The sequence below is a fragment of the Tenacibaculum profundi genome, from assembly GCF_052050075.1.
In the GTDB taxonomy this organism is placed as follows: domain Bacteria; phylum Bacteroidota; class Bacteroidia; order Flavobacteriales; family Flavobacteriaceae; genus Polaribacter.
On the sequence record NZ_CP197225.1, the window covers coordinates 1,415,315 to 1,430,113 of the forward strand.

The window sequence follows — 14,799 nt, forward strand, 5'->3', positions numbered from 1 at the left end:
TTTTTACTTTTAAAAAACTCAAAAAGAATATTATTATTTCTGAAGTTTCATGTCAGTACTTTCAAAAATCTTATCTGCTGATCTGGCTATAAAACCTGAATACAATTCTCCATTACCCATAGTATAACGAAAAGCAAATTCATAATAACAAGAAGTTATCTCTTTAGTTAACTCCTGAAAATCAACAGGTATCTTATCTGCTAAAACACTAGACTGTTCTAAAAATTGTTCTGGTGTACCTTTAATTTCTCCTCCTGAAGTGTTCATTTCGTATCCATTTTTCTTCAAAAAGTCATTTACTTCTTGTAAGGTATCAAAACCATCTAACCTATTAACATCAACGGTAAAATGGTTAGAACAAAACCCGTTGACATATAACCAAGAAGCATATTCACTTTCCTTTTGTAACTTTTCGTATATATCAAAACTTGGTTGCTCCCATAGACGACCTTTAAAAATTAAATTTTCAGGTGCAAGTTCTGAAGAAGGTACACTATCTATTAATCTAGAAACTTGTTTTTGTAAAAAAGAAGAAAATTCCTTGGTTTTTAATTGACTGATAAAAACCCTTGGAGCGTCTTTATCCGTTTTGTGTTCATAATGCTTTGCATATAATTTTTTAGTTTCAAAGGTATAATCTCCTCTCTCCACATAACCAACCTCTAAAAAAGGAGTTGCCAATACATCTATGTTTACCCTTTCATCATCAAATGTTCTAAAAGCGACATGGTCATTATAAACCTTACTTCCTTTGCTCGTAAATAAATCATTTATCTTCTGCGCAGACGGAGTTCTATCCGCATATTCGTTCCATAATCTATCAAAGATTGTTTCTACATCCATTATTAATAATTTTACTCACAATAAATGTGATCGTTTTATGAAAAATATTGTTTCTGGGCTGTCAAATTTAGAATTCCTCCACGATAAATTCAATATAGCCCAGCATCAAAAATAAGTCATTTTACTTTTTTAAAAAGCAATAAATAGGTAATTTTACTGATCAAAATTGTATTTTATGTTAAATTAACTTAAAATATAATCTAAAATATATAAATGTGTTTTTCCCCTAATAATTTTACACAATGAACAATCAATTTGATTTTATCGATCAACAAATACTAATTAAGCTTCGATTAGATGCAAGAAAACCGTACTCTCAAATTGCTGAGGAGCTCAAAGTATCCAACTCATTAATACATCAGAGAATCAAAAAACTAACTAATGAAAAAGTTATTAAAAATGCTGAATTCATACTTGATGAAAAAAAGCTAGGCTATCAAACAAAATCCTATACAGGGATAAGATTAAGAGAAGCCAGATTTGCCAAAAGTGTTATGAAAGAGCTAGAAAAAATAGAAGAAATTGTTGAATGCAATTTTGTCTCTGGTAATTATGCTATTTTTATCCTCATTTTTGCAAAAGACAATGAACATTTACAAAAAATATTATACGATAAAGTTCACTTAATCAATGGTGTTGCTGGTACTGATACATTTATTTCATTTGATACCTGCTTTAAGAGAAATTTACCAATAAAGTAACAATGGACAATAAACTTAACTTTTTAGATAAATCATTAGACGGAGAAGTTTTATTTGATGAATTACACAAAAAAATTTATGCTACAGACGCTTCTGTATACAGAAAAATACCACTAGCGGTTGCATATCCTAAAAATATAAACGATCTAAAAAAAATAATTTCGTTTGCTAACGAAAATGGTATTACTTTAATTCCTAGAACTGCAGGAACGTCACTTGCAGGTCAGTGTGTTGGCGATGGTATGATTGTAGATGTTTCAAAACACTTTACAAGTATTTTAGCTTTTGACGAAATATCTAAAACTATAAAGGTTCAACCTGGAATTATTCGCGATGACTTAAATAGATTTTTAAAACCTTACGGATTATTTTTTGGACCAAACACCTCTACATCAAACCGTTGTATGATTGGTGGCATGGTAGGCAATAATTCTTCAGGAAGTACTTCAATTCAATATGGAGTAACACGTGATAAAGTTGTTGCCATTGACGGCTTACTAAGTAATGGCAATGAAGTTTCCTTCAAAGAAGTCAACTCTCAAGAATTTAAGCAGAAAAGGCTTGAACAGACTTTAGAAGGAAAAATCTATAACGTAATCTATAACGAACTATCTCAACCAAGTATTCAAAAAGAAATAATTAAAGAATTTCCAAAAGAAAGTATCCATAGAAGAAATACTGGTTATGCAGTAGACGAATTTTTACGTTCTGATCTGTTCGGTGGCTCAGAAACAAAAATAAATATTGCTAAATTTTTATCTGGAAGCGAAGGGACACTTGTCTTTTCTACCGCCATTACTATTCAACTAGATGATCTTCCTCCAAGCCATAGCATTATGGTTTGTCCTCATTTTAAAAGTGTAAATGATAGTTTAAAAGCAACCGTTACTGCTATGAAACACAATCTATACACTTGTGAACTAATGGATAAGGTAATTCTTGATTGCACAAAAAATAATCGTGAACAAGCTAAAAATAGGTTCTTTTTACAAGGCGATCCAGAAGCTGTTTTGATGTTAGAAGTTAGTGCAAGCTCAATAGAAAGTGCAGAAGCTTTAGCTGATAAGTTAATTGAAGATTTAAAAACAAATAATTTTGGTTATTATCACCCAAAGATATATGGAAACGATATTAATAAAGTACATTACTTACGTAAAGCAGGTTTAGGGTTACTTGGAAATATGATTGGCGACATGAAGGCTGTTGCTTGTATTGAAGATACTGCTGTTGCTTTAGAAGACTTACCTGAATACATTGAGGAGTTTACGCAGATTATGACAAAATATAAACAAGAAGCTGTTTATTATGCTCATGCAGGAGCCGGTGAGTTACACCTGCGCCCAATTCTAAATCTGAAAAAACAAGAAGATGTTGTTTTATTCAGAAAAATTACAACTGAGACCGCAAAATTAGTTAAGAAATATAAAGGTTCTTTTAGTGGTGAACATGGAGATGGTATAGTGCGTGCTGAATTTATTCCTTTAATGATTGGTCAAAATAATTATGAGTTATTACAGCGAATTAAAAAAGTTTTCGATCCAAATAGTATTTTTAATAAAGGTAAAATAACAGATGCTTATGCTATGGATGAAAATCTACGCTACAAAGTTGATCGTATTGAGCCAAATATTCCCACTATTCAGGACTTTTCTGATAGTGAAGGTATTCTGAAGTTAGCTGAAAAATGTAATGGCTCTGGTGATTGTAGAAAGTCTCCTGAGGCAGGAGGTACTTTATGCCCAAGTTATCGTGCCACAAAAAACGAAAAGGAAACTACAAGAGCTAGAGCAAATGCTTTAAGAGAAGTACTTACTAATAATAAAGCGAAAAATAAATTTAATTCAGAGGAATTAAAACAAATTTTAGATCTGTGCTTAAGCTGCAAAGCTTGTTCTAGTGAATGTCCAAGCAATGTTGACATTGCCTCAATGAAAGCTGAATTCTTATACCAATATCAAGAAACCAATGGGTATTCTTTTAGAAGCAAACTATTTGCTAATAATGCTAAATATAATAAATTAGGAATTGTTTTTCCTCGGGTAACAAACTTTTTCACCAATACCATTGTCGCAAAAAAAGTGCTGGGAATAGCTCTTAAAAGAACCGTTCCTAAACTGGCAGATCAATCTTTAAAAGCCTGGCTTAAAAATCATAAAACAAATTCTTCAACTAAAAGTATCTATCTTTTTAATGATGAATTTACCAACTACTATGACACTGAAATAGGTAAAGATGCTGTATTCGTTTTAGAAAAACTTGGTTATCAAATTAAATTCAGTAATCATGAAGAAAGTGGAAGGAGTTATATCTCCAAAGGTTTTTTAAAAGAAGCTAAAAAAATAGCTAATAAAAATGTTGCTTTTTTTAAAGATATTATCAGTGAAAAATCACCGCTAATAGGTATTGAGCCTTCAGCTATTTTAACTTTTAGAGATGAATACATTAGATTGGCTGACGATCAAGAATCTGCAAAAAAAATAGCCAAAAACACCTATACGATTGAGGAATTTCTCGCACAAGAATATGAAAATAAATATTTTAGCAGCTCTTTGTTCACAAATGAAACTAAACATTTGAAAATTCATGGACATTGTCATCAAAAAGCCCTTTCAAGCACATATTCTTCTTTTAAGATTCTAAATATCCCTAAAAACTTCAAAGTTACTATTATGAACACGGGATGTTGCGGTATGGCTGGATCTTTTGGGTATGAACAAGAGCATTACAAGGTAAGCATGCAAGTTGGTGAAGACACTTTATTTCCGAAAGTCAGAAACTTAAATAAAAACACAGAAATTGTTGCTGCTGGAACAAGCTGTAGACATCAAATTTTTGATGGAACATCTCGCGTTGCTAAACATCCAATTAGTATCTTAAAAGAAGCTTTGACATAAAGTATACATGTGTTGATTTAAAATCCAATAAAATTATATTTTTATTAAATAACTTTTCTTTTACTAATTAGGTAAAAGAAAAGTTTACCCTCTTTAGTTTATCGAAATTTTAATCAAAAATATATCACTTTTTACCTCCCCAAAAGCACAACACCTAAAACCCAATAAATAAACAACATATAAATTAAACTTTAAGAGTTTTCCGTGTAAAATTAAATAGTCTAGATCAATTTCAAATGCAGATTTTATCAAAAAAAAACATATTTTACCCTAAATCTGTTATATTTGATTTTACTATAACCAGACTAAACATGAAAACTAACCAAATTAATCTTCATCAATGGACGGGTACAAATAGACCTATGCAACCAATGATTCGCTATCGTCAAGACTTTAACAATCAACTACAACAAGCGCAACCAATGATTCGTTATCGTCAAGACTTTAACAATCAACAACAACAAGCGCAACCAATGATTCGCTATCGTCAAGACTTTAACAATCAACTACAACAAGCGCAACCAATGATTCGTTATCGTCAAGATTTTAACAATGAACTACAACAAGCGCAACCAATGATCCGTTATCGTCAAGACTTTAACAATCAACAACAACAAGCGCAACCAATGATTCGTTATCGTCAAGATTTTAACAATGAACTACAACAAGCGCAACCAATGATTCGTTATCGTCAAGACTTTAACAATCAACAACAGCAAGCGCAACCAATGATTCGTTATCGTCAAGACTTTAATAATCAACAACAGCAAGCGCAACCAATGATTCGTTATCGTCAAGATTTTAACAACCAACAACAAGCACAACCTATAATAAGATATCAGCAAAAGAATTATCTTGTTAATGAAACTAGCTTTTCTGAATCTGATCAATTAGAAGTTCAATTTGAACTAAAAGCAAAACGTCTTATTGATATAGAAGGGAAAGAAAAAGCTATAGAAATCTTAAATAGTGTAATTGAAAGTCTGTAAACTTAAAAAATAAATACTTTTTTAATATTTACTAATTTATGGAAAAAGCTATAATAACTTCAACTAATGAAGGAATGAAGGTATTGGGTATTACTGTTATTGGAGATATAAAGAGCGCTGTGCATGACGCTCTCTACAGCAGAATTCAACTGATGCCTGAGTATACTGACCACACAACCTTAGAAGAATGTTTAACAGCCCTTATCTTTTGGGAGAATCAATTAAAAATTGAGGAAAACTATAAATACATTGGTCCTGAAATGTTCAGATGGTTAGCATTTTTTTCAAAAAATCTAAAAAATGGAAAAATTAAAGAAATTACTCATCAACTTCTTGAATTACCAGAGCTTCTTTTTTTTCGATTAATTCCTTATCAAAAAAACATAAAAAATAAGTTATCATTTTCTATTCGTTTAGCATATTCTGGGAAAGGAATTCGTTTTATTCAGTTAGATAATATTATCAAAAAAGACCTTAACCATAATGGGTTGGTTAGAATTGACATGAATAAAGACGAGTGTTTTTTGAGCTGTTCTGGAGGTGTTTTTCCTTTAGAAACAAAAGAAATTTTAAATCAGCTTGATGGATACCGGAAAGACAAAAAATTTTGGATCGTTGATAAAAAAGTTTTTTTGCATCAAAGTGGAAACATTCTATTTAATATGGTAAATGAACTAAATCTCATAGCTTCGGAACCTTTATCAAGTAACGAAGAATTAAGAATTATACAATATAATGAATTGTTTTCAGTAAAATATGCCTCCATTATTTCAACAATAAAAAAGGGATATAAATACATAAAAAAATACGCTCCATCGGTTTATAAAGAGACCATTGACTCACTAAAAGGTATAACTCTATTAAATGGGAAAAGATTTGTTGGTTCCTCAGATATTTGGTATCATGGAATAGCCTTATTAAACCCTGATAATTCTTGGTCAAAAATAACGTTTGCAGATCATTTAATTCATGAATCTGCACACACAATTCTTCATAAAATAAATGAATTAACTCCGTTGCTATTAAACCCATTTGACTTATTAAATGTATCTCCTATTAGAAAGGATCCAAGGCCTCTCTATGGTACATTTCACGCTACTTTTGTTTTTATGAAACTTGCCCAATTTTTTGAAAATGTGGAAGAAAAAATTCCTTTAGATAAAAAGCAAGAAAATATACCAAAAACTGATACTGAAGAAGTGTTATTTCGATTAAATAGACACATTAAAGGTTTTTACGACGGTATGCAAATTTTAGCTGAGCATGCTTTATTTACTAGTTCTGGATATCGCTTATTTGAAGAAATGAACACGTACAGAATTGCTCTGTTAAAACGACATCCTAATCCAAATTACACAAAATATCAAAATGCCTTTAGCGACTATGTCATTTGATTTATTTGTAAAAAGACTAATCCCATTAGATTTAATAAATAGTCATCGTATTGAGAATATACCTGTAAGAGAATTAGAATGGAAAAATAAGAAAATTTCTCATATTTCTTACAGATACCTATTCACTGATTTTTTTGGCAATCAAAATTATGAAAGTATTGATGGAGCCGGAATTGGAGAAACTGATAATGAAGCTCGTTTTTTATCTACTATGGAACTAATTGAAAGATATTCAGCATTAAGTGACTTAACTATTCGGTATATTCTTAAAAGCTATATTCCTTCAAGAAATAGAATTCATCTTAAATTTTTACTTCCTTATACTTTAGAAGAAATAAAAAATATCGAAAGTAACAGTTCTAATATTTTTAAATTAAGGGCAAACGCAACTGGTATGATTTCTAATTATACCTATGATATTCCTGCGGCTCTAGTATTTCCAAGGTGGAAAAGCTTTATAAATCTACATACTGAATTTCCAGAAACAGAAGGGTCAGGAATCGCTGCTGGTTTAATCTGGGAAAAAGAGAATCTATTATTCAGAGCATTATGTGAAGTTATTGAGAGAGAAAGTGTAATGCTCTCATGGCGTTTACCCCTACGACCTAAGAATCTTTTAAATATTAGTGCAAGTATATTAGAAAATCACCAGTATTATATCAGCAAGAACAACCTAGATTTATCAATTCTTGAGGTAGGAGATACTGATTTATTACCTGTAATTATCGTACTACTTTATGATAAAAATGGTAATCATCTTACTTTAGGCTCAAGCTGTGGTAAAGGAATCATAAAGGATATCCATAAAGCTTTAGAAGAAGCTATTATGCTCAGAAGCTCTGCAAAAAATCTAAATATGCACTATCCTAATTTTAAGGATATTGATATTGACTCTAGTGAAAAACATTTGATTTATGGATGGAGAAATGGTAAAAAAGTATTAGATATATTTCTAAAAGGATCAAAAAAAATAAACAATATTCCCAAATCATACAACCGTAAATATCAACTTAGCCTTTTAGCTAAAAAATGTAAAAAAAAGTATGACTTAGAACCTTTAATAATTGACATTACACATCCAGATCTTCAAAACACTCCCTATCGTATATACAGAGTAATTCAACCAAATACTCTAAAAAAAGAATATCGCCATAAACAAATTTATCTTGGAGGAAAAATTTTTTCTCTATGGAAAAAGAAGAAATCGACTCTGAACCTTCTGCCGCACCCTATTGCTTAAACAGTTAACCAATGATATTTACGTGTTTTATTTAACTCACTTTTAGACAACAACATAGACCCACTCACTCTTGCATTTTCCCAAACATGTTTTACTGATCTCATACCTAATATTACTGTTGTGATTGAAGGATGGGATAAAGCAAAACAAATTGCGTATGACGCTATATTGTCTGGAGATATTCCATCAGAATATATCATTTTTAACCTTTCTAAGCATGCTTCAAAATGAATTCCTGTAAAATATTTTTTTCTCCAATCACCCTCGTTGAATTCGTAATTCAAATCTATTTTTCCTGAAAAAAAACCTTCATATAAAACTGACCTTGCTATAACAGAAACTGAATTTTTAAAACACACATCCAATAATTTATCTTTTGCAGACTGATCAAATAGATTATACATTACCTGTATAAAATCAATACATCCAGATTTTATAATTTCTATACCTGAATTTGCCATATGATCTACTAAAGATAAACCAATAGCCCCAATCTTACCTTGTTTTTTTAGATCTAATAGGGTATGAATCCATTCTTCCTCTTCAAACCAATCAGAATTCCAAGTATGCAGTTGCAGTAACGGGATTTGCTCTAATCCTAAACAAATTAATGATCTTTCTATCTGAGAAATAATATATTCAGCAGGATACGCTTGTGAGGCTTTTAGTAAATTATTGGAGTATATTTTCGGTGGAATTTTAGTAGCTACTATAGCGTCATGCCAGCTAAGGTCTTTTATTATTTTTCCTACCAATCTTTCAACACCTTTATAAGCCTGAGCTGTATCAATAAAATTAATTCCTAAAATACGAGCTGCTTCAAATGTTTTGTATATTTCTTTTTCATCAAACTTACCCCACATATACTTATCTAAACCCCAAGTTCCTAATGAAATCTCTGAGATATTTCTTTTTAGTGAATTACAATACCTATACTGCATCAATATTCTTTTAATTAAACTTTAAATTATTAATTCTCTTAAAATAAATTTCTTAAAACTCTAAACCTAAAATAATCATCCAAATAACAATAAATTAAATACATTTAAGTAAAATCTTTTCAAGTATGGCTAATTACGATACCTTATTTCCCTACTTTAAAAAACAACAACCATTTTTTACTTTATACCTAGCTACTACCCTTTTAAACCATTTGAGTTATCTATTTCAAGAATCATAATTTTAAAAACACCTATATATTTCAATTTTTTATTGATTTTACAACGAATTAATTAATGACCAAGTTTTCGTAGCAATCCACCAATTTTGTCTTGGATGATGGTAATTAAATTGTTTAGCATACAGCCCGGCTTCATTAAATATTTTTTTTATATCACTTATTGAATAAGAAATACATTTTGGATAGCTCCATCCTGGAGCTATATTTTCGCAAGACTTATAATTTTCTATGAAAGAAGCTACTAATATCGTATCCTCCTTCATCACTTTTTTAAGTTGTTTTAAAGCATAAACTGCTAATTCATAAGAAGTGTGAGTAAATATACTTTGGGCTATTATATAAGAAAAATAAACACCAAATTTATCTACTGAAAAATCAGAAGCATAAGAAAAATTTGGTTTTTTAATATTCTGTATATCGAAGCCTAACTCATGTTTAAAACCTTCCAAAATGAGATTTTTGTTAGGGTCAATTCCGTAATAATTTCCAGTTAGCAAAAGAGGTATAAGAAGTCTTCCTAGCCTAAGAGAGCCACAACCAACATCCAATACCTTATGATACTCACGCAATCCTAAATGAGCGAGTATTCCGATCTGATTTAATGCATGTAAATCAAACTCATATGGAAACCCAATAAAAGATCTGTAATTACTTTCATAATAATTCATCAATAAATTTAATTATTCTAACAAAGACTATTTTATGGATTACCGTAAGTTTTAATTAAGCATCTTTCTTTAATATAAATTATCAACAATAAAAACCCCTAAAAACAATTAAAAACACAAAAAACAAACCCTAATACTGTTTTTATTTTGTATTTTTAAGTATTGTGTAATATAAATCTCATTTGATTATGTCTAAAAATAAGATAATTTTGAATAACGCATTTTTAATTTTTGCTGGTATTGTTGGTTTCTTTTTCATGATGAAATTTTCTGGTTTAGAGGATATTTCTGAGTTACGTCTTTTAAACTTTATTTTTGTGTTATGGGGTATAAATAAAGCTATAAAAACAAATATAATAGCTAATAAAGAAACCTTATATTTCGAAAATTTAATTATTGGAGCGGGTACTTCCATATTAGCTGTTGGCATGACAATTCTAGGTTTAATTATTTACGTTTCCTTTATTGATTCTGCGTTTATGACTATTCTTGAAAACTCTTCTTTTTGGGGAAAAAATTTAAGTTTACCTTTAGTTGTTTTCGCTTTGGCAATAGAAGGGATCGCTTCTTCCGTAACCTGCTCTTTTATATTAATGCAGTACTATAAGAATTACAAATCTTCAAGTACAGCTCTCATATAGAATAAGTCAAATAAAAAAAGCCGTTTTTTTAAAAAACGGCTTTTTTTATTTGACTTATTCTCTTTCTATGGCTCTAAAACTTCTTCCCTCGCCATTAAACCAAAAAATTTATCTAAATTCGGTAAAATCATGATTTTAGTACGTCTGTTTCTAGCTCTATTCTTACTTGTATTATTTTCTACTAAAGGAATAGAAGAACCCCTACCTGCTGCAATTAATCTATTCGACTCAATTCCATACTTCTTTTCAAGTACTCTTACTATTGATGTTGCTCTTTTTACACTTAAATCCCAGTTATCAACCAATACTTCATTTCTAATTGGTCTTGAATCAGTATGTCCTTCAATCATCACTTCCATACTTGGCTCAGACTTAATAATATCTGCTAATTTTTTTAGTATTTTATGAGCTTTTTTATTAACTCTATAACTGGCTGTATTGAACAACATTTTATCTGATACTGATATCATTACAACTGTATTATCTATATTAACAGCTACATCATCAGAATTCTCTAGATCAGAAGTATCTATCGATTTTTTCAAGCTATAAGATACTGCTAAACTCATTGAATCTTGTAATGTTTTAGCTTTTGATAATTCTGCCGCATCTACATTTTTCAATGTTTCTCTCATTTTCTTTTTCATCGAGCTTGATATAACTGTATTACCTGTAATATCAAGTTTATTATCATTTTCCTTTTTTAAATTTGAGTTGATATCTCGTAAAGAAGAAATCTTATTGTTATAATTTTCAACTCTTTTTTCTATTTTGGCAAACTTTTGCTCTAACTGCTCCTTTTCTAATTCAGTTTTATGTAAAGTTCCTTTCGTCGTATTATACTTTTCCTCTAAGGCTACATACTTTTTCTTAGGCACACAAGAAGTCATTAATAATGCTGCCGACATGAATAACACTAGTTTGTTCATCTGTTTGTTTTTAATTTTAATTGTCAGGTTAAATCATTTTTTTATTTATTTTTAATACTTAAAATCAAGTATTTATTATAAAAATGATTTTACTATTTATCAGTTTTAGTATTAAACAACTAAAATCTAATTTCCCCTACTCAAAAAAATTAACATTTAAAAAAATATTACAAAATAGCTTTAAACTTGACGAAAAACAATGCACTAACCCCTTAAAGATCTTTTGAGTAAAGTAATTGAGAACAAATAAACTTTGAGAAGCTTTCTTTTTTATATATCATATGGCTTCCTTCTAGGATCATTTTATTCAAAACCAGCCCATCAAACCAATTATTATCAAGAACATAAGAATCTCTACTTCCAAAATAAAGATCCATTTTACAACTTGGTTTTACTTTTTCATACCTTAATCTGGTTAAGGAAATACAAACAAGACTTGATACCAATCATGTTTCAACAGCCCTTTTTATCCCTACATTTACAAATTCGTTATGAATTAATTCCTCGTCTTCTTTCAAAGGACTAATATCGGATAGCTCCCGAACATCGTAGAAAATTATTTCAAACCTGCTTTTAAGTTCTAAAACATAGTTATAAACCCAATCGATATGCTTACTACCACATAGATCAAAAGCATAATTAGTTTTTTATTTTCTACGCTCTTTATAATTATTTTTTTGGCAAAAAAACTTCTGCCATCATGCAACGAGCACTTCCTCCACCACAAGTCTCAATTGTTTCGAGAGGACTATGAAGAATCTCGCAAAATTTAAGAATACTATCTCGTTGATTTATATTCAAGGAATTAAAAGCAGAAGAACTCATAACTAAATACCGTTTATTATCGTGTCCCTTTACTTGCAACATATTTCCGGCAAATTGAGTTACTTGTTTTTCTGATATCGAAATTATCTCTTTTCCATCTGACTTTAAATGTTTTACCAGATTTTTCCTTTCTTTTTTATCATCAATTGCTTCTAAACAAACAACAGCAAACTTCTCCGTAATACACATCATAACATTCGTATGATAAATAGCTTCTCTTCTATTATTTACCGTTTGATTCGCAACGAATATAATTGGAAAATATTCAAAATCTTCACAAAACTCAATAAATAATTCTTCATCTGCACGAGGTGAAAGAGCACAATAAGCTTTTCTATTTTGTCTGTCTAAAATCATACTACCTGTCCCTTCCAAAAAATAACCTTCTTCCTCCGCCTTTGAATAATCTATAACATTCTCTATAAAAAAACCTTGTTCTTCCATGGTTCCTAGTATATCTTCTCTTCTTTCTTTTCTTCTATTTTCGGCAAACATTGGGTATATGCCTACATCTCCATTCTCATGAAAAGAAATCCAATTATTTGGAAATAAAGCATCTGGTGTACTAGGAATTTCTGTATCATTAATGACAATTACATTTACCCCAACTAACCTTAATTTTTTTACAAAATCATCAAATTCTTGTTGTGCCTTAGCATTAACTGCTGCTGGTAATAAAATAGTATTTTGTTGATAATAATTGTTCACTGCTGTCTGTTCATTCATTCGAAAACTTGCAGGACGAACCATAACCAGAGTATTTGTAATCTGTTCCATAAAACGAAAATAAACAATTTAAGCACTAAGAAAAACTGTTTTAATAATAATGATTAATAAAAATAATTTTCAATCATGTATGAATAGCTTTTTATGAGTTTACTTTTTCATGTAACCCTTAAAAAGTGACAACTTAACTTCCTTTTTTTTGGGTTTAAACGAAAATAATTCAGTCTCTTAAGTATTAAAAGTAATTTTATTAGCCTAATCCCTATGTATTATGAAAACATTAAAATATTTAATCTCATGCTCACTATTAATTGGCGGGCTTAACCTTGTTCAAGCTCAAGACGGTGCGACAGACTCACATTCTTTGGCGGTTACAATTCCCGAAGTGGCTTTAATAGATCTTGAATCTTCTACAAGTACTTCTATAACACTTGAAGTGACTGCACCTACGGAAGCTGGTGAAGCTGCTACATTCCCTGATCCTGACACTAGCATTTGGATGAATTATTCTTCAATAGTAAATGGTACAGAAGATTCGTCTAGGAATGTAACTGTAGTCGTTAGTAATGGTACAATTCCACCAGGAACTAAAATCTCTTTAGTAGCTGCATCTGATGCAGGAGGAGGAGCTGGTACAATGGGAACACCTACTGCTTCAATTGATTTAAGCACCTCTGCTCAAAATTTAGTAACTGATATTGGTAGTGCCTATACTGGAAGTGGTGTTTCTGCAGGACACAATCTAACGTATACACTTGCTTTGTCTGATGATGCTGATGCTTATTCTAATTTAGATGCAAATGATTCAACGACTCTTACCGTCTTATATACATTATCAGATAATTAAAAAAAAGGAGAATCTTCTCCTTTTTTTAATTATAAAAAACATGTACCTTATATTCTTATTAAAGTTAAGCTACTTCTTAATAACTAACCATTTAACTTAAATTTTTATGAATATTCAAAAATCTTTTATCAACTTCTTTTTTATTCTATTTAGCGCTACCTTTTATGCTAATGTAACCATACTTAATGGCTTAACTCATATCTATAATATTGAAGTAGGTAGCATTATCAATGGAGAAATTATCCTCAAAAACACCTCGTCTGAAAAAGAAGAAAGAGTAATCATATATCTAAAAGACTTTTATCAGCTATGTGATGAAAAGACCAATTATTTAGATGTTGGAGAGAGTAAATATTCATTGGGAAAATGGGTTACTTTTAACACAACGGAAAAAGTTCTATTACCCAACGAGCGCTTTGTTATTTCTTATCAATTAAAAATACCTGAAACATTAAACCTAGAAGGGAAAAAACAAGGTTCTTTCTGGAGTATGATCATGGTAGAAGTTGAGGACCCAATTAGCGAGGAGGAAAAAAGAGGTGTGAAAATAAATTCAAAAATCCGATATGGTATTCAACTAGTGACAAATATTGGACAAAAAATAGATCCCGAAATAGAATTTAATGATGTTAAGCTAATCAAACTAGATGATAAACGATATCAAGTAAAGGTTAAACTCCAAAATAAAGGTCGTTTTATGGTAAAGCCTTCTCTTATTCTTGAGTTATTAGATGAAAATGGTGAAAGTGTTCTAAAAACTGAAGCTCAGTTTAAAAAAGTATACCCTAATGGCTGTAAAGATTTCATTATTGAATTAACCAATGTCCCGTCCGGGATGTACGAAGGTGTACTCGTAGCAGACTATGGGGGAGATATATATGGAATAAATTTAACCGTTGATATTACAGATAATTAAATGGTG

14 protein-coding genes are annotated in these 14,799 nt (G+C 30.3%); 8 read left to right on the forward strand and 6 right to left on the reverse strand.

Annotated features, from left to right (window positions below):
- Positions 1-33: 33 nt before the first annotated feature.
- Positions 34-843 carry a DUF1338 domain-containing protein gene (locus ACSIGE_RS05650; RefSeq protein ID WP_440881803.1) on the reverse strand — a complete coding sequence of 270 codons (810 nt, stop codon included), beginning with the start codon at positions 841-843 and terminating at the stop codon, positions 34-36.
- Between the two features lie 242 nt (positions 844-1,085).
- Here ACSIGE_RS05650 and ACSIGE_RS05655 point away from each other — a divergent pair, with 242 nt between their 5' ends.
- The 5 genes from ACSIGE_RS05655 (at position 1,086) to ACSIGE_RS05675 (ending at position 8,061) form a co-directional block, all read left to right on the forward strand.
- Entirely contained in the window at positions 1,086-1,544 is a 459-nt protein-coding gene (locus tag ACSIGE_RS05655) for an Lrp/AsnC ligand binding domain-containing protein (RefSeq protein WP_440881804.1), read from the forward strand.
- A gap of 2 nt (positions 1,545-1,546) precedes the next feature.
- Positions 1,547-4,438, forward strand: a complete 2,892-nt coding sequence (locus ACSIGE_RS05660) for an FAD-binding and (Fe-S)-binding domain-containing protein (RefSeq protein WP_440881805.1) — start codon at positions 1,547-1,549, stop codon at positions 4,436-4,438.
- Between the two features lie 311 nt (positions 4,439-4,749).
- Positions 4,750-5,427, forward strand: a complete 678-nt coding sequence (locus ACSIGE_RS05665; protein WP_440881806.1) for a hypothetical protein — start codon at positions 4,750-4,752, stop codon at positions 5,425-5,427.
- A gap of 38 nt (positions 5,428-5,465) precedes the next feature.
- Complete coding sequence (locus ACSIGE_RS05670) at positions 5,466-6,821, forward strand: aKG-HExxH-type peptide beta-hydroxylase (RefSeq protein ID WP_440881807.1); 1,356 nt, start codon at positions 5,466-5,468, stop codon at positions 6,819-6,821.
- Positions 6,811-8,061: a YcaO-like family protein gene (locus ACSIGE_RS05675; RefSeq protein ID WP_440881808.1), complete on the forward strand. Its 1,251-nt coding sequence runs from the start codon at positions 6,811-6,813 to the stop codon at positions 8,059-8,061. The genes ACSIGE_RS05670 and ACSIGE_RS05675 overlap by 11 nt, the downstream gene beginning before the upstream one ends.
- On the opposite strand, the gene ACSIGE_RS05680 is transcribed toward ACSIGE_RS05675, so the two are convergent.
- The gene (locus ACSIGE_RS05680) at positions 8,058-9,002 is read right to left on the reverse strand and encodes an aldo/keto reductase (protein WP_440881809.1); all 945 of its coding nucleotides are present in this window, start codon (positions 9,000-9,002) and stop codon (positions 8,058-8,060) included. The genes ACSIGE_RS05675 and ACSIGE_RS05680 overlap by 4 nt on opposite strands.
- A gap of 277 nt (positions 9,003-9,279) precedes the next feature.
- Positions 9,280-9,909 carry a methyltransferase gene (locus ACSIGE_RS05685; RefSeq protein WP_440881810.1) on the reverse strand — a complete coding sequence of 210 codons (630 nt, stop codon included), beginning with the start codon at positions 9,907-9,909 and terminating at the stop codon, positions 9,280-9,282.
- A gap of 209 nt (positions 9,910-10,118) precedes the next feature.
- Between ACSIGE_RS05685 and ACSIGE_RS05690 the strand changes: the two genes are divergently transcribed.
- Complete coding sequence (locus ACSIGE_RS05690) at positions 10,119-10,550, forward strand: hypothetical protein (protein WP_440881811.1); 432 nt, start codon at positions 10,119-10,121, stop codon at positions 10,548-10,550.
- Positions 10,551-10,615: 65 nt separating this feature from the next.
- Here ACSIGE_RS05690 and ACSIGE_RS05695 read toward each other — a convergent pair whose 3' ends face one another.
- The 3 genes from ACSIGE_RS05695 to ctlX form a co-directional block, all read right to left on the reverse strand.
- Positions 10,616-11,479 carry an OmpA/MotB family protein gene (locus ACSIGE_RS05695; RefSeq protein WP_440881812.1) on the reverse strand — a complete coding sequence of 288 codons (864 nt, stop codon included), beginning with the start codon at positions 11,477-11,479 and terminating at the stop codon, positions 10,616-10,618.
- A 212-nt stretch (positions 11,480-11,691) separates the two neighbouring features.
- Entirely contained in the window at positions 11,692-11,856 is a 165-nt protein-coding gene (locus ACSIGE_RS05700) for a hypothetical protein (protein WP_440881813.1), read from the reverse strand.
- 292 nt (positions 11,857-12,148) lie between these two features.
- Positions 12,149-13,081, reverse strand: coding sequence for a citrulline utilization hydrolase CtlX (gene ctlX / locus ACSIGE_RS05705; RefSeq protein WP_440881814.1), 933 nt, complete (start codon positions 13,079-13,081; stop codon positions 12,149-12,151).
- A gap of 220 nt (positions 13,082-13,301) precedes the next feature.
- Between ctlX and ACSIGE_RS05710 the strand changes: the two genes are divergently transcribed.
- Both ACSIGE_RS05710 and ACSIGE_RS05715 read left to right on the forward strand, forming a co-directional pair.
- A complete protein-coding gene (locus tag ACSIGE_RS05710; protein WP_440881815.1) occupies positions 13,302-13,877 on the forward strand; it encodes a hypothetical protein in 576 nt (191 codons plus the stop codon).
- Positions 13,878-13,983: 106 nt separating this feature from the next.
- Entirely contained in the window at positions 13,984-14,793 is an 810-nt protein-coding gene (locus tag ACSIGE_RS05715; protein ID WP_440881816.1) for a hypothetical protein, read from the forward strand.
- Positions 14,794-14,799: the final 6 nt, after the last annotated feature.